This is a genomic window from Pedobacter arcticus A12 (genome assembly GCF_000302595.1).
In the GTDB taxonomy this organism is placed as follows: domain Bacteria; phylum Bacteroidota; class Bacteroidia; order Sphingobacteriales; family Sphingobacteriaceae; genus Pseudopedobacter; species Pseudopedobacter arcticus.
Genome location: NZ_AKZJ01000014.1, coordinates 20,277 through 44,039, shown reverse-complemented (window position 1 = coordinate 44,039; position 23,763 = coordinate 20,277). Strand labels below are relative to the sequence as shown.

Sequence of the window (23,763 nt, the reverse complement as noted above, 5' to 3'; positions counted from 1 at the left end):
ACTTTTTACTTCCTACTATTTATAACTTCTTTGTGTTAATTTAACGTTTTCAAAAATCAATTCTTCTTTATGAAGCGCTTCCGGCATGTTAATACCTTTGAACTCCCAAGCTGCTACATATGCAAACTCATCATCTTTTCTTAAAGCCTCGCCTTCTGGTGTTTGAGATTCTTCTCTAAAGTGACCTCCACAAGATTCACTGCGGTTAAGTGCATCATCAACCATCAATTCGCCCAGCTCAATAAAATCTGCGACTCTACCTGCTTTTTCTAATGATTGGTTAACCTCTTCATTTTCACCAACAACAATCACATCTTTCCAGAAAGAATTTCTAAGATCTGCAATTAAGCCTTTCGCTTTTTGTAAACCTTCCGCAGTACGAGACATTCCGCAGTATTCCCACATGATATGACCTAAATCGCGGTGGTACTCATCTACAGTTCTTGTTCCGTTTAAGGATAATAAAGTTTTGATTTTTTCTTCAACTTCAGCTTTTGCTTTTGCAAATTCCGGTCGGCTTGCATCTATAGGTGCAGGACCAATGTTGGCTAAATAATCCCCAACCGTATAAGGAATTACAAAATATCCATCGGCCAAACCTTGCATTAATGCAGAAGCACCTAAACGGTTTGCACCATGATCAGAGAAATTTGCTTCTCCCAAACAATAAAGTCCAGGTAAGCTCGTCATTAAATTATAATCTACCCAAAGCCCGCCCATGGTATAGTGAACAGCTGGATAAATACGCATTGGCACTTCGTACGGATTCTCGTCAGTAATCTGTTGATACATATCAAACAAGTTACCATATTTAGCTGCAACTGCAGGCTGACCCAACCTTCCAATAGAATCTGCAAAATCAAGATAAACTGCTAAACCAGATTTTCCAACACCTCTACCTTCGTCACAAACTTGTTTTGCATTTCTTGAAGCTACATCACGTGGAACTAAGTTTCCAAAAGATGGATACTTACGCTCTAAATAGTAGTCTCTATCTGCTTCTTTAATATCTTTAGCTTTTAGCTCTCCTTTTTGTAATTTCTGAGATAATTCTAAGGTTTTAGGAACCCAAACTCTACCATCATTACGTAACGACTCTGACATTAACGTCAGTTTAGATTGGTGATCGCCAGTTACCGGGATACAAGTTGGGTGAATTTGCGTGTAGCAAGGATTTGCAAAATAAGCTCCTTTTTTGTGCGCTCTCCAGGCTGCAGTAACATTGCTTCCCATCGCATTGGTAGAAAGATAAAATACGTTTCCGTAACCACCAGTACATAATAGAACGGCATGACCGCTGTGCGTATCAACCTGACCGGTAATTAAATTACGGGTAATAATACCTTGCGCTTTCCCGTCAACTACAACCACGTCCAACATTTCTGAACGAGTGTACATTTTTACTTTTCCTAATTCAATTTGGCGATTTAGAGCAGAATATGCGCCTAGTAAAAGTTGCTGACCAGTTTGTCCTTTTGCGTAAAAAGTACGAGATACCTGTGCACCGCCGAAAGAACGGTTATCTAACAAACCTCCATACTCACGAGCGAAAGGTACTCCTTGTGCAACGCATTGGTCAATAATATTTACAGAAACCTCCGCCAAACGGTAAACATTACCTTCTCTAGAGCGGTAATCACCACCTTTAATGGTATCGTAAAACAAACGATAAACAGAGTCACCATCATTAGGATAATTTTTTGCAGCATTAATCCCACCCTGAGCAGCAATTGAATGCGCTCTACGTGGACTATCCTGAAAACAAAATGCTTTTACATTATATCCTAGTTCTGCTAATGATGCCGCCGCAGAAGCACCAGCCAAGCCTGTACCAACTACAATTACATCATACTTACGCTTATTGGCTGGGTTTACCAGTTTTAGATCGAATTTATGTTTGTTCCATTTTTCGGCTAGTGGGCCTTCTGGAATTTTAGCATCTAACTTCATCTTTATCTTAATTTTATTTATTAGCCGAGCATCAATAGCGCTGACTGAATTTTTTTATTATTTAAACAGAAAATATAATGGCATTAAAGCGAACCCGATTGGAATCAACAATCCAAAACCCCATACACCCAAAAATTTAGCAATTGGAAAGTACTTTCTGTGGTTCCAGCCCAACGTTTGAAAAGCACTTTGGAAACCATGGATGAGGTGAAATGCCAATGCAGCCATCGCTAACACGTAAAAAGCAACTAACCACCATTGCTGAAATGCGATAGCAACTTCTTTATACAAATCTTCAGTTTGTATTACTTCTACACCGTTTTCTACATATACGGTGTATTGTTTAAATTCAGAAGCATCTAAAACTCTACTTGTAGTAGCACCTGTTTTTACATCTGTTTGATATTCGATATAGGGTGTATAACCTTGGTGATATTTGTACCAAAAGTTGCTCATGTGCACTACAATAAAAACAAAAATAATTGTTCCCAATATCCCCATGTTACGAGAAGACCAAATACTACCGTCTTTAGGTTTAATAGCGTAAGCTACCGGACGAGCAGCTCTATTTTTTCTGGTAATGATGATTGCCCAAACGCTATGCACAATAATAGAAGCGTACAATAAGTACGACACCACCTTAATTGGTGTAAAATGTGTCATAAAATGCGCATACTGGTTAAAGCCTAGGCCGTCGTCGTTTTTGAATAATTGAAAATTCCCGATAAGGTGAATGATCAAAAACGAACACAAAAAGAGCCCTGTTAAACTCATAATCAGTTTTCTACCGAGTGTGGAAGAAAATGCTTTTGAAAAATTACTCATTATATATTTTGGTATTTGATGGTTTTACGGCTACAAAAGTATCTATTATATGACAATAAAATTGCAATAACTGTTATTAACCGTCATGTATTGTCTATTTAGAAACATTTTAAATAAAATACACTAAGCCCCCATAGATGCGAGTGGAAAACTATTTTGATTTATAGTTTTAAGTTGTTCGACATGTTCCGTTAGGGGATGTCGAATTATTTAGCGGTGCGGATTTGTAATCCTTCAATTTTATTATAATGCAGAGCGCTTATCGCAGATGGGATTGCAAATCCGCTTTATTTTGCATTTCGGGATGCGCTACGCTAACATCCCGAACAGCGGAGTAATAATTTATTAATGTGCCTCCAGCCAATTCAAACCTTCTCCAACCTCCACAACCAAAGGAATTTTAGTTTTAATCGCGTTCTGCATTCTGGTTTTAATAATCTCCTTCATCTGTTCCTTTTCAGAGATAAACACGTCAAAAACAAGCTCATCATGCACTTGCATAGTCATTTTTGATTGTAGTTTCTGGTCAATGATATCTTTATGGATCTGGATCATCGCAATCTTAATCATATCTGCTGCGGAACCTTGTATTGGGGCATTAATTGCATTTCGTTCTGCAAAACCACGTACAGTTTGGTTTGCCGAGTTGATGTCTCGCAAATATCTTCGCCTGCCCATGATGGTTTCCACATAGCCGTTTTCACGGGCGAAATTCATGGTATCCGACATATATTTTTTAATGCCTGCGTACTGCTCAAAATAGTTTTCAATAATCTCTGCAGCTTCTTTTCTTGGAATACCCAAAGTTTGCGATAAGCCAAAAGCGGACTGACCGTAAATGATGCCGAAGTTTACCGCTTTGGCATTCCGACGCTGGTCCGAAGTCACTTCCTCTAACGCAATTCCATAAACTTTTGCTGCCGTTGCGGTGTGGATATCCAAACCTTGTGTAAAGGCTTCCATCATATTTGGATCTTCACTAATTTCTGCGATGATGCGCAGTTCAATCTGCGAATAATCTGCGGAAAGCAAAATATGGTTTTCATCTCTCGGGATAAAAGCTTTTCGTACTTCTCTTCCACGAGCTGTTCTAATTGGGATATTTTGCAGATTCGGATTGTTAGAACTTAACCTTCCGGTTGCTGCAACGGCTTGGTTGTAAGAAGTATGAACTCTTCCGGTTTTTGGGTTAATCAGCAAAGGCAAAGCATCTACGTAAGTTGATTTAAGTTTACACAACTGCCTAAAATCTACAATATCCTGCACAATATCAGATTTCGGCGCTAAAGCCAACAGAATATCTTCGCCAGTTTGGTACTGTCCGGTTTTGGTTTTCTTGGCTTTATCGTCCAGCTTTAACTTATCAAATAAAACTTCTCCGAGCTGTTTAGGCGATGCCAAATTGAATTTAACACCCGCTTTTTCATAAACGGAAGCTTCTAAACGGACAATGTCCTTTTCAAGCTCTATGGAGTATTTTTGCAATTGCTCCATATCAATACGCACACCTTCAATTTCCATAGCTGCCAATACGTAAATCAACGGGTTCTCCACTTCCGAAACTAATTTTGTAGCGTTAGATTCTTTGAGCATTGGCGCAAACACATTATGCAGTTGCAAAGTGATATCGGCATCTTCGGAGGCGTATTCTTTTACCGTTTCTACATCGATATCACGCATATTACCTTGGTTTTTTCCTTTTTTACCGATGAGTTCCGTAATGGAAACTGGGGTATAACCCAAATAATTTTCGGCCAAAACATCCATATTATGGCGAGTATCTGGGTCTAAAAGGTAATGCGCCAACATGGTGTCAAATAGTTCGCCGGCAACTTCAATGCCGTACCATTTTAAAATAAGGATGTCGTATTTTAAATTCTGACCAATTTTTTTGATGGACGGCGTTTGTAATACGTCCGCAAACTCATGAACGATTTTTCTACATTCGTCAAAATCAAAAGGAAGCGGAACGTAGTAGGCTTCTGCTGGTTTAAAGCTGAAAGAAAATCCAACTAGTTCTGCATTGTTTGCATCAATACCAGTGGTTTCCGTATCAAAAGCGAAAGCTTTTTGTTGCTGTAAAAGCGTAATTAGCTCTGTTCGCTTTGCCGTATCATCCATTAAATGATAAGCGTGTAGCGTATTTTCTATATTTTTTCCACCTTCTACAAAAGTACCGGCTTGGGCTGGCGTAATGTTGATATTTGTGATTCCTTGCGCTTCTGTGGGTTTGCCAAACAAATCCATTTGTCCGCTGGTGTTTCCTTTAACATCGCTCACGCTAAAATCTTCGCCAAATACTCGGCGCCCCAAAGTTCTAAACTCCAGTTCTGCAAAAAGCGGTTCTAGTTTTTCTTTATCGGGCGGACCAATTCTGAAACTTTCCTCGTGAAATTCAACTGGAGCATTCAATATAATGGTTGCTAATTTTTTAGAAAGCAAACCTTGTTCTGCAAAATTCTCGACGTTTTCTCGTTGCTTTCCCTTTAACTCGTGACTATGGGCAATGATGTTTTCCATAGAGCCGTAAGTTTTTATCAAACTTTTAGCAGTTTTTTCTCCAATTCCAGGGATTCCAGGGATGTTATCCACGGCATCTCCCCATAAGCCTAAAATATCAATTACCTGATGCACATGCTCAATCTCCCATTTCGCCAGAACCTCTTTCACACCTAAAATTTCCATGTCGTTTCCCATTCTAGCGGGTTTATACATGTAAATATTCTCTGAAACGAGTTGTGCAAAATCCTTATCTGGCGTCATGCAGTAAACGGTAAAGCCTTCTTTCTCGGCTTGCTTGGCCAAAGTGCCTATAATGTCATCGGCCTCAAAACCATCTGAGGTAAGCACAGGAATGTTAAAACCCTCAATCAACTTTACCACATAAGGTAAAGCTGCCGAAAGATCTTCGGGCATGGCTTGGCGCTGGGCTTTGTAAGCTTCGTAATCAGTATGCCTTTCCGTTGGCGCTGCCGTATCAAAAACTACGGCGATATGTGATGGTTTCTCTTTCTTTAAAACCTCTAACAAAGTATTGGTAAAGCCCATTACTGCCGAGGTGTTGATACCGTGAGAAGTGAATCTTGGGTTTTTGCTTAACGCGAAATGTGCTCGGTAAACCAGCGCCATTCCGTCTAAAAGAAAGAGTTTTTTTGACATGTTTGTTTTTGTTTTGCCTTTGAAAAAAGCATTTTTCCAAATTTAATATTTTAGGACTAATATTTTGGGTTTGGGATTATTTGTTTGAGAATGCTATATGAGATTTGTATAAGTATCGGTCGTCTGCTTTGTTCAAGCGGGGTCTGTCGCAGACGACACTGCGTTAATTGAGTTTTGATTATTTAGCTGTATGTAAACGCAGGGTTCTCGAAAAGAGAAACCCTGCTTGGACGGAAGATACCTGCTTTCCAGTAGGCAGGTTTCGCTAAGCTTAGCGTGACGAAATCTTTCTCTGCACAAGCCAATGTTCCTAAACCCGATTGCAATGGAAAACCCACAATGGAGCTTGCGGAATGAGGATTTGTAATGGAAAGCGGGACTGCTGGCCGCCAAAAGTGTTGAGCGTTCTTTTTCAAAAAAACCTATGCTAGCCCAGCCTTACTCAACGCAATTATCTCATTATAAAAATCTTCATACAGGGGTAAAATACGATCCAGCGCAAATTCTTTGGCTCTTTTTAAAGCATTTTCTTTGAACTCTGCCAAACGGGCATCGTCTTGTAAAATATAAACGGCATGTTTAGCCATACTTTCTACATCGGCAACATTATCCATAAAACCAGTAACACCATCTACGTTTAGTTCGGGTAGGCCACCAATATTTGAAGAAATAACCGGCACTTTACAGGCCATAGCTTCTAAGGCTGCCAGTCCAAAACTTTCGGAAGCAGAAGGTATCAGAAACAAATCCGAAACTGAAAGAATTTCTTCCACAGCGTCTTGTTTTCCTAAAAACCTAACATGTTCGCAAATGCCTAATTCTCTGGCAATCTGTTCACAGTTTACACGCTCTGGACCATCGCCTACCATTAAAAGCTTAGCCGGAACGTCCTTTAAAACTTTCTGAAAAATATACATGACATCCTGCGTACGCTTTACTTTTCTAAAGTTGGAGGTATGTGCAATGATGCGCTCATTTTGTGGGGCAATCGCCTTTTTGAAATGATCTTTTGGTTTTAAGCTGAAGCGGTTAAGATCAATAAAGTTAGGGATTACCCTAATGTCTTTGGTGATTTCAAAATGATCATAAGTTGACCTCTTTAAATCTTCGGAAACGGCGGTAACACCATCAGACTGGTTGATGGAAAAAGTTACCACTGGTTTAAAAGTCACATCTCTGCCCACCAAAGTAATATCTGTACCGTGTAAGGTGGTAACAACTGGGATATGAATATTGTAGGTTGCCAAGATTTGCTTGGCCATAAACGCAGCCGAAGCATGTGGAATAGCGTAGTGAACGTGTAAAATATCCAATTTTTCGAAACGGACCACGTCCACCATTTTGCTAGACAGAGCCAGCTCGTAAGGTGCGTAATCAAACAAGGGATAGTTGGATACCGAAACTTCGTGGTAAAAAAGATTTTCTGAAAAGAAATCCAGCCTTGCCGGCTGGCTATAAGTGATAAAATGGACCTGATGCCCATTATCTGCAAGTGCTTTACCTAATTCGGTAGCCACTACACCACTACCTCCAAATGTTGGATAACAAACGATCCCTATCTTCATTTCTATTTTGTTGAATAACTGGCACAAAACTAAACGTTTCTGCCGTGGAATTAAGTAACGTTAATGTAAGAAAACAAGGTGTTTCCACCATTTAATCAGCGCTTCGAAAAAATTTACTCGTTTGGCGCAAAGTTAATTTTTGAATTAAGCTCCCCTAGTTTTGTTTGCGTGTTTGCGATATCTTTTTGATAGCTCTTTACTTTATCATTAGCACCGCTCAATTTCTTGTTAAGCTTCAAAGCTCTTTTTGCATCACTTGCAGCATTTCTAGACGCTTTATCTGCCTTTTTAGCAATACGACTATCGCCCGGATGTTTTGAAACATCTGCTGATCTTTTACTGGCTTCCGAAGCTGACTTACTCGCTTTATCATTGGCTTTGTCAACATCTGCTACCAAAGAATTAACGTTTCCGAGCTCTTTTTCTAGTGAAAGATTAAGCTTATTAAGTTTTGTGTTAAGATCTAAAAGCTCTTTTTGCGATTGCAATCGTTGAACTTCTGGGTTCACTACCTTTTTTGAACATGCAGTAATGAAAAGGCTGACCATAACAACCATCAATGCCTTAAAAAGGCTGTTTTTAAGTATAAATTTGTTCATAATGCTAGGATAACAAATACCAAGCCTTTTTGTTCGTACTATTTTGATTTTTGTATAGCTTTATAAATGGCGTCCTGTATCCGTGGGCGGATATCTAAACTAGAAAGCTTGTTGTTAACTTCTGGATTTACCCGATTTGAAAGAAAAATATAAACCAAGTTCTCCTTTGGATCTACCCAAACTGCTGTTCCCGTATAGCCAGTATGTCCAAAAGTTTTGGACGACGCCAATTTAGAAGGATAGCCGGTCTTTGACTCGGCATCCCATCCATCAAAACCTAAACCACGCCGACTAATATCAGATTGTTTAGCAGTAAATAAAGAAACCGTTGACGGTTTAAAATAGGTTTTACCGCCATAAGTTCCTTTGTTTAAAAGCATCTGGTATAAGATTGCCAAATCAGAAGCGTTAGAAAACAAACCGGCATGTCCTGCTACGCCACCTACCATTGCGGCGCCTTGGTCATGTACGTAACCCCATAAAAGTGTTTTACGGAAATATGCGTCCTGCTCTGTAGGTACAATCTGTGATTTTAAAAAGCGATATCGCGGATTAAAGCCTGTGGTGTACATCCCTAATGGTTTATAAAAGTTTTCCGAAACATAATTTTCCAAAGGCTTTTGGGTAATGGTTTCCAAAATCTCTTTCATAAAATACATGCTTAAATCGCTGTATACATATTTACCCCTGGTTTTAATTGGGCTTTTTAGCATCTGTTGCCACATTACATCTTTGTAGTAACTTTTCTGCATAAAAAAGCTGTCTGCCACTTTAATGTTGTAGGTTTCGGACGAATCTCGGCTGAAATCCTGGGGCTTTAAGTTTGCATAAAAGGGAATAAAAGGGATAAGCCCCGCTTGGTGCAATAATAGCTCACGGACTTTAATAGTGCTTTTATCTGTGTCTTTGGTTTGGGCCAGATAAGTACTAATAGCTGTATCTAAATTTAGTTTATTGTTTTCATAAAGTCTCATCGCCTCTAAAGTTGTGGCGGATGTTTTGGTGATAGATGCTAGATCGAAAATATCACTTACTTGTTCTTTCTGTGCACCGCTATCATAAGTATGCGTTCCATAAGCCCTGTTGAAAATCACCTTTCCGTCTTTAGCAACCAATACCACACAGCCGGGCGTTGCTTTTTTACTGATGGCTTCTGTGGCAATGGCATCAATTTCTTTTAAATCTTCGATGTTTATTCCAACCTCTTCTGGTACGGTATATTTAAGTCTAATTTTTTCTATCTTGGTTCCTGCTCCAGCCTGATATTTCTCGGTATAGCTCTGTGGCAATACCGCTTTAGTTTCTGTTCCTCCAAAAACCAGTTGTGCGCTAAAACTTGCGCTTTCATTGGTATGTAAAGGACTCCAGATTATCGGCGCATTCATATTATCTAGCTTTGTTAAACTTTTAGCATCCCCAAAAAGCGCAATAATTAAATTCTTTTTTATTTGGAGTTTAGCGAGTAAGTCCAATACATCGGTGTTGAACACAGAAACATCTGACAAGGTTACAATTACCGTGTTGTGATATTTTAAATCGTCCAATAATTTATTGAATTCTTGATTAGCGCAATAGATATTACCATTAAAAAAATCCGTTTTATCGTATTTGTTTAAAAGACTGTCGAAAACCATAAAGTGGCTAAAACCCAAGTCAACAAACGCTATTTTCCGTTGGTCCAGGTTTTTAAGCGGGACCAGGTTCGATTCGTTATTTAAAACAACGGTACTTTCGCTGGCGCTTTTAAACTTGGTAAGCCAGTTTTCGCTTTCTACATGATCTTGTCCGCAGGAGAAAAGCGTAAGACTGCAAAAAATGGTATTAATGAGTATTAATTTTTTAATCATTTGAGATCGTTATCGGCTGAATGCTGTTTTCTACAATTTTTTTATTCATCATTTATTATGCCTCAAAATTTGCTTTTACTATAAAAGCGTTGCACTCAGCGGGCTAAAGCTAATAAATTTATAAAGATAGCTTAGGCAAAAGATAAGCTAAGCGTTAAAATATGTAAATTCTTGTAGCACCAATTAATGCCCTCAAAAATTTGCTTATTTTTGCGCAACATGCCAGATATAATTAAACTTTTACCAGATTCTGTAGCCAACCAAATTGCGGCCGGGGAAGTGGTACAAAGACCCGCTTCTGCCGTTAAAGAGTTGTTGGAAAACGCTATAGACGCTGGCGCCGATAAAATTCAACTGATTATTAAAGATGCTGGAAAGGCATTGATACAAGTAATTGACAATGGTTGTGGAATGAGTGCAACCGATTCAAGAATGTGCTTTGAGCGCCATGCAACTTCAAAAATTAGAAAAGCTGAAGATTTGTTTGCCATTAGAACCATGGGTTTTAGGGGCGAGGCGATGGCTTCTATTGCTGCAATTGCACAAGTTGAGTTAAAGAGTAAAAAACACGATGAAGAGTTGGGTACACTTTTACAGGTTGAAGCTTCAACTGTTGTTAAACAGGAAGCTTGTGCAACTTCTTCGGGTACATCCATAGCCGTAAAAAACCTTTTTTATAACATTCCGGCCCGTAGAAACTTTTTGAAAAGCAACCCGGTTGAGTTGAAGCATATTTTGGATGAGTTTCAACGGGTTTCTTTAGCACATCCCGAGATACATTTTACGCTGCACCATGATGGGCAAGAGGTTTACCATTTGCCATCTACCCAGTTGAAACAACGCATTGTACATTTGTTGGGAAACAACTATAATGAAAGATTAGTGCCTTTGGACGAGGAAACGAGCATTATCCAGGTGAAGGGATTTATTGGCAAGCCTTCTTTTGCCAAGAAAACCCGCGGAGATCAGTTCTTTTTTGTTAATAACCGATTTATAAAAGACGGATACTTAAACCATGCGGTAATGATTGCTTACGAGCAACTTTTGCCCGAGGACTGTTTTCCGCTTTATGTGTTATTTATAGAAATTGACCCTGCCAAAATTGACATCAACGTTCATCCTACCAAAACAGAAATTAAATACCAGGATGAAAAAGCAATTTATGCAATCATCCGTTCGGCTGTAAAAAGATCTTTAGGGAGGTATAACATTACACCTACTTTAGATTTTAATCAGGAAACTTCTTTTGACGGAATGCTCACGAATAAGCCTTTACAAGAAATTACAGCACCTGCCGTTGATTTTAATCCTAATTTTAATCCGTTTCACGAAGAAAGAAAAACTGCCAATAAGGAAATTCCCTTTCTGCGTAACGTAGGCGAGCGAAATAGCATCCCAAGAAATTGGGGCTCACTTTACGAAATTAATGAGAAACCATCTTTTACCCAACATAGTTTTGAACTCGATAATGAAAAAAGCCTTGCTACCGGTGATGAGAAAGTAGAAACTTTAAGCACTAGACAGGTTTTTCAATTGCACCAACGCTATATCATTACCCAAATAAAATCGGGTTTTATGCTCGTTGATCAACAGGCGGCACATGAGCGCATTTTGTACGAAAGGTTTTTATCACAACTAGAGCAAAACCAAGGTTCAAGTCAGCAGAGTTTATTCCCGCAAACGGTAACTTTAAACACCACAGATTTTGCTTTGGCAACAGAGCTTCTGCCATATTTTCATGCGCTGGGATTTATTATCCGCGATTTTGGTAAAAACACTTTGGTGATTGAGGGCGTTCCGGCAGATTTACCCGAAAACAATGATCTAGCTATTATGCTGGAGGAATTAATAGAAGGTTTTAAAAATAATCACACGGTTTTAAAGTTAGATAAACGTGATAACTTAGCCCGTACCTTAGCAAAAAACTCGGCGATTAAAGCTGGCACAACATTAGAGATTGAGGAAATGAATAATCTGATCGATCAACTGTTTGCCTGCGCTATGCCCAATGCTACGCTTGGTGGTAAACAAATTATCGTAAAAATTACACTTGACGAGCTTTTTGAACGCTTTAACAAGTATTAAATAAAAATAAATGAGAGAAATGAGACCCTTAGGAAACACTTTGTTTCCACCGGTTGTGAAAAATTTACTGATTATAAACGGTATTTTCTTTTTTGCCACTTACGTGTTCCAGAACAATTTTGGGTTCGACTTGTCAGAACATTTAGCGCTTTTTTATCCGGCATCAGAAAAATTTAGAATTTGGCAGCTGATTACGCATTTGTTTATGCATGCCAACATCGGCCACATTTTTTCAAACATGTTTGCGCTTTGGATGTTCGGAGCAATTTTAGAAAATTTTTTAGGCTCTAAAAAGTTTCTTAATTATTACCTGTTAACCGGTATTGGCGCATCCTTACTTTTTCTGGGTGTACAAGCCATAGAAATTACGCCTTTACAAAGTAGCGCAGAGATTTATACGGCAAACCCAACCATTAGCAACTACAATAACTTTGTAAAAGAAGAAGTTCCGGAATCTATTCAGCCAGATTTTAACCGTATCGGTGAATATTGGGCAAAGAATCCAGAAAGTGTTGATGCGAAAAAGGCTTCTGTAAGTATTGTTAATAGCTATTTAAACGCAAAATTAAACACACCAGTTGTTGGAGCATCAGGTGCTGTATTCGGGATTCTTTTAGCTTTCGGAATGCTTTTTCCAAATACGCTGATTTACATTTACTTCTTTTTGCCGATGAAGGCCAAATACCTTGTTATTTTATACGGTTTATTTGAGCTTTATAGCGGTATGGCGAATAATCCAGGAGATAATGTTGCCCATTTTGCACATTTAGGCGGTATGTTGGTTGGTTTCATTTTGATCAAGCTTTGGAATATTAAACGTCCCGATGCGTTTTCTTAAATCGAGATTGATCCTAGTGTAAAGTAAAATGTAATATGACGTAAAATATCATAGGAAAATCTTATTTCCAATAATATAAGTCTTTTTACTTTTTACTTTCTACTTTTAACTTAACACAGGCATGACTACCTACCAAGAATTAAAAATGAAAATATTTGCAACAAGCAGTAAAGTAAACCTGCTAATTGCAATTAATGTAGCCATATTTTTAATTTTTGGAGTACTTAATGTTTTGGACTTTCTTTTTACAAAACAAAGCCACATCAATGATTTTGTAAGAGAATACCTGGCTGTTCCTACTTATTTACCAAAGTTACTTTACCGTTTTTGGACACCATTTACCTACATGTTTTTACATGCGGGCTTTTTTCACATTTTGTTCAATATGCTTTGGCTGTTTTGGATGGGTCGAATTTTCGAAAACTTTTTGAGCAGTAAAAAGCTGGTTTTTGTTTACCTAGCTGGCGGTTTGGCCGGCGCATTTTTCTACATTTTAAGTTTCAATATTTTTCCCGCTTACGCTGATGCGGTGTTGGTATCTGCCGCTGTTGGCGCTTCTGCTTCCGTTACGGCAATATTAGTAGCCTGTGCAACGCTGGTTCCCAATTATACGATATCTCTAATGTTTATAGGGCCGGTAAAACTAAAATGGATTGCCGTTTTTTATATCATCATTGATGTTTTAAGTGTTACCGGCAGTAATGCTGGTGGCTATTTATCACATATTGGTGGCGCAATTTTTGGCTTTTTATTTATTAAAGCTTTACAGAGCGGAAACGATTGGAGTAAACCTTTCGAAAACTTGTTTAAGCCGAAGCCGAAGTTGAAAGTAGTTTCACGAAAGCCACAACCAGGCACCTTTAGAGCTCAGAACACCAGTATTCCCAACCAAGCAGAAATCGATGAGATTTTAGATAAAATATCTAAAAACGGTTATGATCAGTTAACAGCAAAAGAAAGAGAAACTCTTTTTAAAGCAAGTGATAAAAATGAAGAAAACAGGAAATAGTTTTTTCTATAAAACCTTGCTGTTTGTCAACTTTTTGGCAATACTAGCCTTATTGTTAAGCTATTGCGCTACTATTACTGATCCCTTAAGCACTTGGTATTTCACCATGTTTGGCTTAGCTTATCCTTTTATTTTACTCGCTAATGTGCTGTTTGCCATTCTTTGGTTATTACTAAAAAAGTGGTATTGTCTGTACTCACTGATTTTTATTTTAATTGGTTACCAACCACTTACCCGTACTTTTGGATTTAGACTGGGCACAGAAAACGAAACATTAGCAGACAGTAATAACCTAAAGCTAATGACCTATAACGTTCATAATTTTAGAACACAAGAAGGTTTATTAGACACTACCTTAACCAAAGGTTTTTTAAGCCTGATTAAATCCGAAGCACCCGATGTAGTTGGTTTTCAGGAGTTTTTTTCTCGCCATAAAGGTAAATACGATTTCAGAGACTCGGTTTTCAAACTACTGGATTTTAAATCGCACTATTTCAGCAAAACAGATTCTAACGATTATGAGTACACAGGCGTTGCTGTTTTTAGTAGGTTTCCAATTGTTGCAAATGGCGCAATTAAATTTGAAACCAGCGAAGGGGGTAATAAAGGTGTCTGGGTTGATATTAAAAAGAACGAGAAAATAATTAGAGTTTATGTAGTTCATTTGGCTTCCATCTCGTTTCAGCCAGAGGATTATTCCTTTATACATGGTATTAAAACAGATCTTAACAATACCAAGGATGTGGTTTCTTCTAAAAGAATTATCAGAAAACTAAAACTGGCTTTCGAGAAGCGAAGTCAAGAAGTTAAAAAATTAAAAAATCATTTTGCCAGTTGCACCACACCATATGTGGTGATGGGCGATTTTAACGACACACCAGCTTCCTACACTTTAGCGCAGATGAACGAAGGTTTAAAAAACGCTTTTCAGGAAAAAGGATCTGGTTTAGCAAGAACCTATAATGGCGATTTCCCAAACTTCCAGATAGATTATGTTTTGGCTTCGCCAGCGTTCAACATAGAAACGTATAAAATTATCAAGAAAAATTATTCAGATCACTATCCAATAAAAGTCAGCGTTTCTTTGCCCCAATAATTCGGTACAAAACCTGGTTGATCCTCATTCAAAAATCAACATCCATTTAAAATTATTCAAATCGCACCAAATTTTATAATTTGCAACATGTCTACATCATTAACCATATACAATACGCTTAGTCGAAAAAAAGAAGAGTTTAAAGCATTAAACGCCCCATTTGTTGGGATGTATGTTTGTGGTCCCACGGTTTATAGCGATGTGCATTTGGGCAATTGCCGTACCTTTATTTCTTTCGATATCATTTACCGTTACCTAACCTATTTAGGTTATAAAGTGCGTTATGTGCGTAACATTACAGATGCCGGGCATTTAGAAAGCGACGGCGATGTAGGTGAAGATAAAATCTCTAAAAAAGCAAAATTAGCCGCGGTTGAACCGATGGAAATTGTACAGAAATACAGCGTGGATTTTCATCAGGTAATGCAAACTTTTAACGTTTTGCCGCCAAGTATTGAACCTACTGCAACCGGACATATTATTGAGCAAATTGAAATGGTGAAAACCATTTTAGCCACTGGTTTAGCCTATGAGGTTAACGGAACCATTTATTTTGATGTTGAAAAATACAATCAGAAAGAGAATTACGGCGCATTAAGCAACCGCAAACTGGAAGATTTATTAAATAACACCCGTGATTTGGGTGGGCAAAATGAGAAACGCGGACCTTTAGATTTTGCACTTTGGATTAAAGCAAAGCCAGAACATTTGATGCAATGGCCTTCTCCTTGGGGAAATGGTTTTCCGGGCTGGCATTTGGAATGTTCTGCCATGAGCAATAAATATTTAGGTAGCCAGTTTGATATTCACGGTGGCGGAATGGATTTAGCACCAACGCACCATACTAACGAAATTGCCCAGAATGTTGCCGCTTGCGGTCATCAACCGGCAAACTATTGGATCCATACCAATATGCTTACCGTTAATGGGCAAAAAATGTCTAAATCGTTAGGCAATAGTTTTTTACCTCGCGAACTTTTCTCTGGCGATCATCCCTTGCTGAACAAAGGATATAGCCCAATGGTGGTCAAGTTTTTTATGTTGCAAGCCCATTACCGCAGCACATTAGATTTTTCTAACGAAGCTTTGGATGCTAGTGAAAAAGGATTTAAGCGTTTAATGTACGCCATTTCTTTGTTAGATAAACTAAAAACCAGCGCAGCTTCGGATGTAAATGTGTCGGAGATTGAAGCAAAGTTTAGAACCGCAATGGACGATGATTTTAACTCGCCAGTTTTAATTGCCGAGCTTTTTGATGTCGCTAGGATCATCAATTCCGTTCATGACGGGAAAATGCAAATCAGCGAATCAGATTTATCTGCATTAAAAACCCTACTTCAAGCATTTATAGAAGATGTTTTGGGTTTAAAAAACGATATCCAAGCTACAGATGATTTGGAGCCAGTTATGGATTTCATTCTAAATATCAGAACAGAAGCCAAGGCCAATAAAGATTACGCTACTTCAGATAAAATCCGCATCGGCCTAAACGAAATTGGCTTTGAGGTAAAAGATGGAAAAGACGGTAGCACTTGGAGTAAGAAATAAACCATATCAATTGCTCTGGTTTCAACCTCGGCTTAATTGATGCGTACAGCTAATTAAATTATCGAATAAACGCAAACCAATGCCAAAACTGATAGAAGATTTCAATAACTACCGTACAAAAATGAATACGCGTATTTCCGAAACGGCAAATACAAATATTAAGCGGTTTTTAGCTTTAGATACCACCAGTTATGCGGCAGGTGCGCTAAATGTTAAAACCAAGGAAATGTTGGGGTTGATGGCTTCCATGGTTTTACGTTGTGATGATTGCATCAAATACCATTTGGGCAAATGTTATGATGCAGGTGTAAATTCAGATGAAATGAACGAAATTTTTATGATTGCTAATTTGGTTGGAGGCTCTATTGTTATTCCGCATTACCGTAGGGCATTGGAGTACTGGGACGAACTGCAACAACAATAGATTTAGAATCAATGAAAGAAATAAAAAGATGCCACTGGTGCGGAACTGAGGAGCTGTACACCAGATACCATGATGAAGAATGGGGGAAAGAAATTCATGATGACAAAACATTCTTTGAATTTTTGATTTTAGAATCCGCACAAGCGGGTTTAAGCTGGATTACCATTCTGCGTAAGCGAGAAAATTACCACAGGCTTTTCGCAGGTTTTGATGCAGAAAAAGTAGCCAATTTCACTTCTGATGATATTGAACGCATTTTATTAGATCCGGGAATTATCAGAAATCGTTTAAAAGTAAACACAACGGTAAGTAATGCAAAGCTATTTCTAAAAGTTCAAGCAGAATTTGGAACTTTTGATGCATATTTATATTCTTTTATGCCTCAGGGGAAATCCATTAAAAATCAGTTTATAAATAGTAAGGATGCACCTGCTACCACAGCAATATCAGACACAATTGCCAAAGACATGAAAAAGCGTGGTTTCAAATTTTTTGGTTCAACCATTTGTTATGCATTTATGCAGGCCACCGGAATGGTAAACGACCACGCTTTAGATTGTAGTTTTAGAGATTAGGTTTATGTCCCTCTATAATCAAATACCCTAAGAAGTCTGACATTTGGCTCTGTGCTCTAAGCGTTCTCCGTGGTTATCCCTTAACTCCGCTACCATTTACTTTTTTACAATTTACTCTTATACAGGATTTACAAAAGCAAAACCGTTTGTCCTGATGAGCGGAGTCGAAACGTAAATTCAACATAAAAATTTAAAGAAGCATAGAGCCCAACGCTCCCCATCGACTCCGCTCAGGATGACATCTCTTATATTCTTGATATTTTAAATTTTAACGTTATATTCATATTGATATGAGTATTTAAACCTCAGCCGGTCAAATCGTATAATCAATTCTACTAACTTCTGTAAAAAACCTCCTTAACCTTCATGGTTAATCTCTTAAACTTTGTTCAGCATATACTTTATGCTTGAGATAATACGAGATTTATTTATGTTTGTTCGTCTATGAAAATTTTATACGCCATACAAGGTACCGGAAACGGACATATCAGCCGAGCAAGAGAGATTGTACCTTTATTGCAAAAGCATGGCGAATTAGATTTGTTAATTAGTGGCTCGCAGGCCGATGTTTCTTTAACCGAGTTTGTAAAATATAATTTTCATGGATTCAGCTACGTTTTTGGTAAAAATGGGGGCATAGATTATTGGAAAACTTTTAAAGAAATGAACTTAAAGCAGTTCTTTAAGGATATGCAATCTGTTCCGTTTAAAGATTACGATTTAATCATCAATGATTTTGAACCAATTACCGCTTGGGCCTGTAAAATCAAGAAAATAGAAAGTGTAGCATTAAGCCACCAAGCTTCTTTTTTGTCGCCCTTAACTCCGCGGTCTACAAGGCGGGAAAAATACGCTGAACTCATTCTAAAATATTATGCACCAACCACACATCAGGTAGGTTTTCATTTCCAGAACTACGATAGTTTTATACATACGCCAGTTATTCGACAACAGATAAGAGATCTAAAGCCCGAAAATCATGGATATTATACGGTTTATTTACCTGCAGTTGATGACAAGGTAATTGTTAAATACCTGCATCAGTTGCCCGATGTGCAATGGCAAGTTTTTAGCAAACATCAAAAAACACCATACCAATATAACAATGTGGTGGTTCAACAAATTAACAATGAGGCTTTCAATAAAAGTTTAGAAAACTGTGCAGGCTTATTCACAGGGGGTGGTTTCGAGGGGCCGGCAGAAGCGCTTTACCTTGGCAAAAAAGTGATTATGATGCCCATGAAAAATCAGTTTGAACAAACCTGCAACGCGGCAGCTGCAGAAGAAATGGGTTTACCAATCATAAAAAAAATCGATAAAAACTTGGTGCAAGTATTAAGAGAATGGGTAAACGGGAATAAAAAAATTCAGCTGGATTTTCCAGATGAAACAGCGAAAATTATAAGCGATTTGGTTGCTAAATTCACAGAAATTAAAAAAAGTGTTAAATAATTAGCACAAATGAACTTATTGAAATTAGATCAAACCCGCTGTACTTCATCCAATATGCTTATTATTGTGTGTCGGTAAATTAAAGCATGGTACAACAGTTCAGAAATTTAAATTTTATCAACCTGTTTTTTCTCTTCGTACTTACGTTGGTGCTTAGAATAGGCTTATTTCTGCACTTGCCAGAAGCAGTGAACTCGGGCTTTACCGAGTTTTTCTCTAGGCTGTTGATCCCCTTTAATTTAGATACCTACTTATCGCCAATTGCAAATATCTCCATTGCAATTGTTATCACCTATTTGCAAGCCGTACTTTTTAACCAAATTATCAACAAACATGGTATTTTAGGTAAATCCACATTTTTACCAGCCGCTAGCTACATTTTGGTTTGTAGTGTTTTTACGCCTTTTTTATCTTTTACCCCGCCTTTGCTCTGTAATTTTTTCTTGCTTTTTATTTTCAATAAAATTTTAGTAGAGTATAAAAACAATAGTTCCATAGCTGCCATGTTTGACTTGGGGCTGGTAGTTGCACTGGGGACACTCTTTTATTTTCCGTTTGTAGCTTTTTTAATGCTCTTGTGGATTGCTTTACTGCTATTTAAACCCTTTTACTGGCGAGAGTGGGTAAGTGTTTTAATTGGCTTTTTAACACTGATGTTTATTTTGGGCGTTTACTATTATTGGAACGGAAAATTGATGGGTTTTATAGAGATTTGGGAACCTTTATCAACAAAATTGCCAATCTACATCAATATAAAGGTGTTAGATTATATGGTGCTTTTTCCAATAGCAACCTGTGTTTTACTAAGTTTTTATTACCTAAACCAAAATTTTTTCAAAAGTTACGTTTTGGTGCGCAAATCATTTCAACTGGCCATTTTTATTCTTTTAATCGCCATCATTTCTTTCTATTTAAAGCCCGATTTTAGGATCAATCATTTCTTACTTTGTGCAATTCCGGTAGCGCTATCTATTTCCTACTATTTTGTGAGTGCCAAAAAGAAATGGGTTTTTGAAAGCTTGTTTCTTTCCATAATTGTAGTCATCCTCTACTTCCAGTTTACCTAGATTTTTTGTTTAACTTTTTTTAACAAAGAAGTACAGCTTGAACTGTTAAATTTTGATAGTTTTGTACGAATGAATGGTTTTTTCATTCGCTGTTTTGATTTTAAATGTCTAATTGGTGTAAAATGAAATTTGAATTTACCACTTTTTCCTATTCAAAATTTGGTGTGGAATTCATTTTTGTTTTTCGAAAAATAGCAAGACAAGAAGGAATGGTAAATGCCTAATCTCGTTATAGATATTGGCAACTCTTTAACAAAGCTTGCCGTTTTTGATCAAAATGAAATTGTTTATAGCTACACTGCGCCAGCAATCATTACAGATTTTGTTAGCGAGATAATTAAAAGCAAAAAGGTAAATAACGGCATCGTATCATCCGTTAAAAGCGAGTTAGGATTTGACGAAGCGGTTATTGCAAGCCAAATCAACTATATCAAATTTAACAAGCACACCAAAATCCCGATAAAAAACAACTATCAAACACCCGACAGCTTGGGATTAGATAGGTTAGCGGTGGTTATTGCTGCCAATTACTTATACCCAGAACAAGCTGTTTTGGTAATAGATGCCGGAACCTGCATCACTTACGACAGTGTAGATGCAACAGCAAATTACTACGGCGGTAGTATTTCGCCCGGCATTAAAATGCGGTTTGATGCCATGCACCACTTTACTTCGAAACTTCCACAGCTTAGTTTTGATCCAAATTTTGAAGGTGATTTTGGCAGAAACAGTAAAGAAGCCATTAGTTCTGGTGCAATAAACGGATGCGTTTACGAGGCAGAAGGCTTTATAAAAACGTTTTTAAATACACATAAACACGGAAAAATTATACTATCAGGTGGTGATTCGGCGTTTTTTGATACAAAATTTAAAAACAGCATATTTGCAAACTTAATTTTACATGAACCTAATTTAGTTTTAATAGGTTTAAATACGGTTGTTAACTATCAGCATGATCTTAAATAAAAAATATTTCCTTGCATTTACAGTTTTGCTTGCAATAGCATGTAATGCAATCGCACAATCCACCATCAATTCGCCATATTCAAAATACGGAGTCGGAAATTTAAAAGGCAGTTATTTGCCTCAGCAAAAAGCAATGGGTAATTTAGGTTATGGTATTAGCACTATGGGAGCTTATCAAAACATAAATGTTTCTAATCCAGCATCCTATTCAAACCTGCGGTTAACAGTTTTTGATATCGGCGCAAGCGCATACAACCAAGGTTTAAAAAAAGGAAGCTTATCAGAAAGCAGTTTTAACGCGTCTTTAAGTCACTTGGTAATTGGCATTCCAGTATCAAAAAAATCAGCTTTAAGCTTTGGATTGATGCCTTACAGTAATTTAGGTTACGAGTTTAAAAACAGCGATCAAAAAGTAGATACCTTTTCAGTAGATCATGTATACGCTGGCGAAGGTGGATTAACAAGAGCGTATTTGGGTTACGGAATTGCTTTTGGCAAACATTTAAGTATTGGTGTTAATATGAACTACACTTTTGGAAACTTAAAAGAGATCCAAGCAACAGAATTCTCAAAATATGTGGGCTTTCTTAATTCCAAAACCGAAAACAATAATTCGGTTGGCGGTTTAAATTTTGATTTTGGTGCGCAGTACATTGCAGCATTAAATAAAAACACCCGCTTAACTTTGGGCTATACAGCAGGTGTAAAAACGCAGTTGAATACTAAGTTTTCTCAGCTTTCAACCCGTTACTCAAGTTCTACAGATGCTGATTTTAGAGCAGATACGGTGGCTTTTACCGATGGTGTTAAAGGAAACTTAACACTACCTACTAACCATAATTTTGGTTTCAGTATAGAGCGTTTGAATAAATGGTTAATAGGTGCCGATTTTAGAATGGCAAAGTGGTCTGATTTTGATAAAACAGGCTCAACAGACGATTTGAATGATAGCTGGGGCTTTTCCATTGGTGGTCAAATTACCCCAAATGTTAACGCCGTAACCAACTACCTAAAACTAATCGATTATCGCTTTGGGGTAAGCTACGATAAATCTTACGTAACCTTAGGAACGCAGGATATCAATGTAAAATCCGTTAATCTAGGTTTTGGTTTCCCACTAGCCTCTGCTAGAAATGCTTTCTATAAAATCAATTTAGCAACAGAAGTTGGTACAAGAGGAACGCTCAAAAATAATTTGGTAAAAGAAAACTTTGTAAACCTTCACTTAGGCTTTACCATCAACGATAAATGGTTCCAGAAGTATAAATACGATTAAGATAATGAAGCTAAATCTTCTTTTTTGCTGTTCTATTGCCCTAATAAGTGTTCTTACATCGTGTGAGAACGACTTAAGTAAGGTAAAGGAAATTGAACTTAAGCAAAAGGAAGATGTGGAGATCACCAAAGGTGCAGAGATTATTTATAGTGATTCGGCACATGTTAAAGCCAAATTAACTACACCCATTTTATACAATCACAAAACAAGCAACCCTTACTATGAAATGCCGAAAGGTATCAAAGTAATTTTCTTTGATAAGGACTTAAAACAGACAAGTACTGTAACGTCTGATTATGCCATCCGAAAAGAAAATCAAAGAATTGTTGAGCTTAAGAAAAACGTGGTAGCTACAAATGCCGAGGGGAAAACTTTTAAGTCTGAAGAACTAATTTGGGACGAGAACTTGAAACGCTTTTACTCTAACAAACTGGTAACCATTAATACCGATGGCAATTTGATTACCGGTCCGGGTTTTTGGTCTAATGAAGATTTTTCTTACTATGAAATTAAGCAAGGCTCCGGAACCTTCAACTTTAAAGACGATTTGAACCAACAGTAAGAGCGTTATACAATGCTACCAAATAGTTACACTCGATTTCAACTTGTAAGGGAATAACAGTCCCTAAAGACTAATCTCTCCTTTAAAAACCTGCTTGGCAGGACCTTCTAAAAATATTTTTGTAAATATTTTACCGTCATAATTAAAGCGAATATTCAACTCACCACCTAAAACTTTAATTGGCGTTTCAATTATTCCTGTTTTGCCGTTCGCATAAGCATTAGCTAGGGCAACAGCAGTTACACCTGTGCCACATGCAAAGGTTTCAGCCTCTACGCCACGTTCGTAAGTACGCACAAATAAATGATCAGCTTTGGGTTCAACAAAATTAATATTTATGCCTGCTGCTTTGTAAGTTTTGTTGTACCTAATTGCTCTGCCTTCTGTAAACACATCCTTATCAGCTACCTTTTCTGCAAATGTTACATAGTGTGGCGATCCTGTGTTTAAAACAAAATCTTTTCCGTCTCTCTCGATATGCTCAACATCAATCATCTGTAGGCTCACCCAATCTCCTGAGTCTGCAATTTTGGCATAATGCGGTCCGTCAACCGCAATAAAAGTAGTTTCCGTATCAATTACACCTAAAAACTTAGCGAAAGCAACAATACACCTTCCGCCGTTTCCGCACATACTGCTCGGGTTACCGTCTGCATTGTAATAAACCATTTTAAAATCAAAACCTTCGGCAGGTTCTAAAAACATAATCCCGTCACCGCCTATGCCAAATCTTCTATCGCAGATCTTTGCTAATTTTTCTGGAGCGTGGTGTTGATAGGTTAAATTACGGTTATCTACCATAATAAAGTCATTTCCAGCCCCTTGGTATTTGTAAAATGGCAATTGTTGTACAAGCATAGTGCAAAAATGAGTAATTTAGATCGTTTAAGCAATATCTTATTACCGCGATTACATTCCGA

Annotated in this window: 20 protein-coding genes; 12 read left to right on the top strand and 8 right to left on the bottom strand. The window is 37.7% G+C overall.

What is annotated here, in order from left to right; all coding sequences use genetic code 11:
- Positions 1-15 precede the first annotated feature (15 nt).
- The 7 genes from B176_RS0100195 to B176_RS0100170 form a co-directional block, all read right to left on the bottom strand.
- A complete protein-coding gene (locus B176_RS0100195) occupies positions 16-1,950 on the bottom strand; it encodes a fumarate reductase/succinate dehydrogenase flavoprotein subunit (RefSeq protein WP_017256753.1) in 1,935 nt (644 codons plus the stop codon).
- Positions 1,951-2,007: 57 nt separating this feature from the next.
- Positions 2,008-2,775 (bottom strand): succinate dehydrogenase cytochrome b subunit, encoded by a 768-nt coding sequence (locus B176_RS0100190; protein ID WP_017256752.1) that lies wholly within the window; start codon positions 2,773-2,775, stop codon positions 2,008-2,010.
- Between the two features lie 345 nt (positions 2,776-3,120).
- Positions 3,121-5,934 (bottom strand): DNA polymerase I, encoded by a 2,814-nt coding sequence (gene polA / locus B176_RS0100185; RefSeq protein WP_017256751.1) that lies wholly within the window; start codon positions 5,932-5,934, stop codon positions 3,121-3,123.
- Positions 5,935-6,116: 182 nt separating this feature from the next.
- The gene (locus tag B176_RS20835; RefSeq protein WP_154647844.1) at positions 6,117-6,350 is read right to left on the bottom strand and encodes a hypothetical protein; all 234 of its coding nucleotides are present in this window, start codon (positions 6,348-6,350) and stop codon (positions 6,117-6,119) included.
- A 6-nt stretch (positions 6,351-6,356) separates the two neighbouring features.
- Positions 6,357-7,499, bottom strand: a complete 1,143-nt coding sequence (bshA, locus tag B176_RS0100180) for an N-acetyl-alpha-D-glucosaminyl L-malate synthase BshA (protein WP_017256750.1) — start codon at positions 7,497-7,499, stop codon at positions 6,357-6,359.
- A gap of 113 nt (positions 7,500-7,612) precedes the next feature.
- Entirely contained in the window at positions 7,613-8,098 is a 486-nt protein-coding gene (locus B176_RS0100175; protein ID WP_017256749.1) for a hypothetical protein, read from the bottom strand.
- Positions 8,099-8,136: 38 nt separating this feature from the next.
- A complete protein-coding gene (locus B176_RS0100170) occupies positions 8,137-9,945 on the bottom strand; it encodes a serine hydrolase domain-containing protein (protein WP_017256748.1) in 1,809 nt (602 codons plus the stop codon).
- Positions 9,946-10,164: 219 nt separating this feature from the next.
- Here B176_RS0100170 and mutL point away from each other — a divergent pair, with 219 nt between their 5' ends.
- The 12 genes from mutL to lptC all read left to right on the top strand — a co-directional run bounded on the left by mutL (position 10,165) and on the right by lptC (position 22,843).
- Positions 10,165-12,030, top strand: a complete 1,866-nt coding sequence (gene mutL, locus B176_RS0100165) for a DNA mismatch repair endonuclease MutL (protein WP_017256747.1) — start codon at positions 10,165-10,167, stop codon at positions 12,028-12,030.
- Positions 12,031-12,040: 10 nt separating this feature from the next.
- Positions 12,041-12,868, top strand: coding sequence for a rhomboid family intramembrane serine protease (locus B176_RS0100160; RefSeq protein ID WP_017256746.1), 828 nt, complete (start codon positions 12,041-12,043; stop codon positions 12,866-12,868).
- Positions 12,869-13,013: 145 nt separating this feature from the next.
- Positions 13,014-13,877, top strand: coding sequence for a rhomboid family protein (locus tag B176_RS0100155; RefSeq protein WP_237739780.1), 864 nt, complete (start codon positions 13,014-13,016; stop codon positions 13,875-13,877).
- Positions 13,858-14,973, top strand: coding sequence for an endonuclease/exonuclease/phosphatase family protein (locus tag B176_RS0100150; RefSeq protein WP_017256744.1), 1,116 nt, complete (start codon positions 13,858-13,860; stop codon positions 14,971-14,973). The genes B176_RS0100155 and B176_RS0100150 overlap by 20 nt, the downstream gene beginning before the upstream one ends.
- Positions 14,974-15,060: 87 nt before the next feature.
- Positions 15,061-16,521 (top strand): cysteine--tRNA ligase, encoded by a 1,461-nt coding sequence (gene cysS, locus B176_RS0100145; RefSeq protein ID WP_017256743.1) that lies wholly within the window; start codon positions 15,061-15,063, stop codon positions 16,519-16,521.
- 79 nt (positions 16,522-16,600) lie between these two features.
- Entirely contained in the window at positions 16,601-16,945 is a 345-nt protein-coding gene (locus B176_RS0100140; protein WP_017256742.1) for a carboxymuconolactone decarboxylase family protein, read from the top strand.
- An 11-nt stretch (positions 16,946-16,956) separates the two neighbouring features.
- Complete coding sequence (locus B176_RS0100135) at positions 16,957-17,520, top strand: DNA-3-methyladenine glycosylase I (RefSeq protein ID WP_017256741.1); 564 nt, start codon at positions 16,957-16,959, stop codon at positions 17,518-17,520.
- A 444-nt stretch (positions 17,521-17,964) separates the two neighbouring features.
- Entirely contained in the window at positions 17,965-18,972 is a 1,008-nt protein-coding gene (locus tag B176_RS0100130; protein WP_017256740.1) for a glycosyltransferase family protein, read from the top strand.
- An 86-nt stretch (positions 18,973-19,058) separates the two neighbouring features.
- Entirely contained in the window at positions 19,059-20,039 is a 981-nt protein-coding gene (locus B176_RS0100125; RefSeq protein ID WP_017256739.1) for a DUF6427 family protein, read from the top strand.
- A 216-nt stretch (positions 20,040-20,255) separates the two neighbouring features.
- Positions 20,256-21,005 (top strand): type III pantothenate kinase, encoded by a 750-nt coding sequence (locus tag B176_RS0100115; RefSeq protein ID WP_017256737.1) that lies wholly within the window; start codon positions 20,256-20,258, stop codon positions 21,003-21,005.
- Positions 20,992-22,281 (top strand): porin family protein, encoded by a 1,290-nt coding sequence (locus tag B176_RS0100110; protein ID WP_017256736.1) that lies wholly within the window; start codon positions 20,992-20,994, stop codon positions 22,279-22,281. The genes B176_RS0100115 and B176_RS0100110 overlap by 14 nt, the downstream gene beginning before the upstream one ends.
- 4 nt (positions 22,282-22,285) lie before the next feature.
- A complete protein-coding gene (gene lptC / locus B176_RS0100105; RefSeq protein ID WP_017256735.1) occupies positions 22,286-22,843 on the top strand; it encodes an LPS export ABC transporter periplasmic protein LptC in 558 nt (185 codons plus the stop codon).
- A gap of 63 nt (positions 22,844-22,906) precedes the next feature.
- Here lptC and dapF read toward each other — a convergent pair whose 3' ends face one another.
- The gene (gene dapF, locus B176_RS0100100) at positions 22,907-23,701 is read right to left on the bottom strand and encodes a diaminopimelate epimerase (protein ID WP_017256734.1); all 795 of its coding nucleotides are present in this window, start codon (positions 23,699-23,701) and stop codon (positions 22,907-22,909) included.
- Positions 23,702-23,763 lie beyond the last annotated feature (62 nt).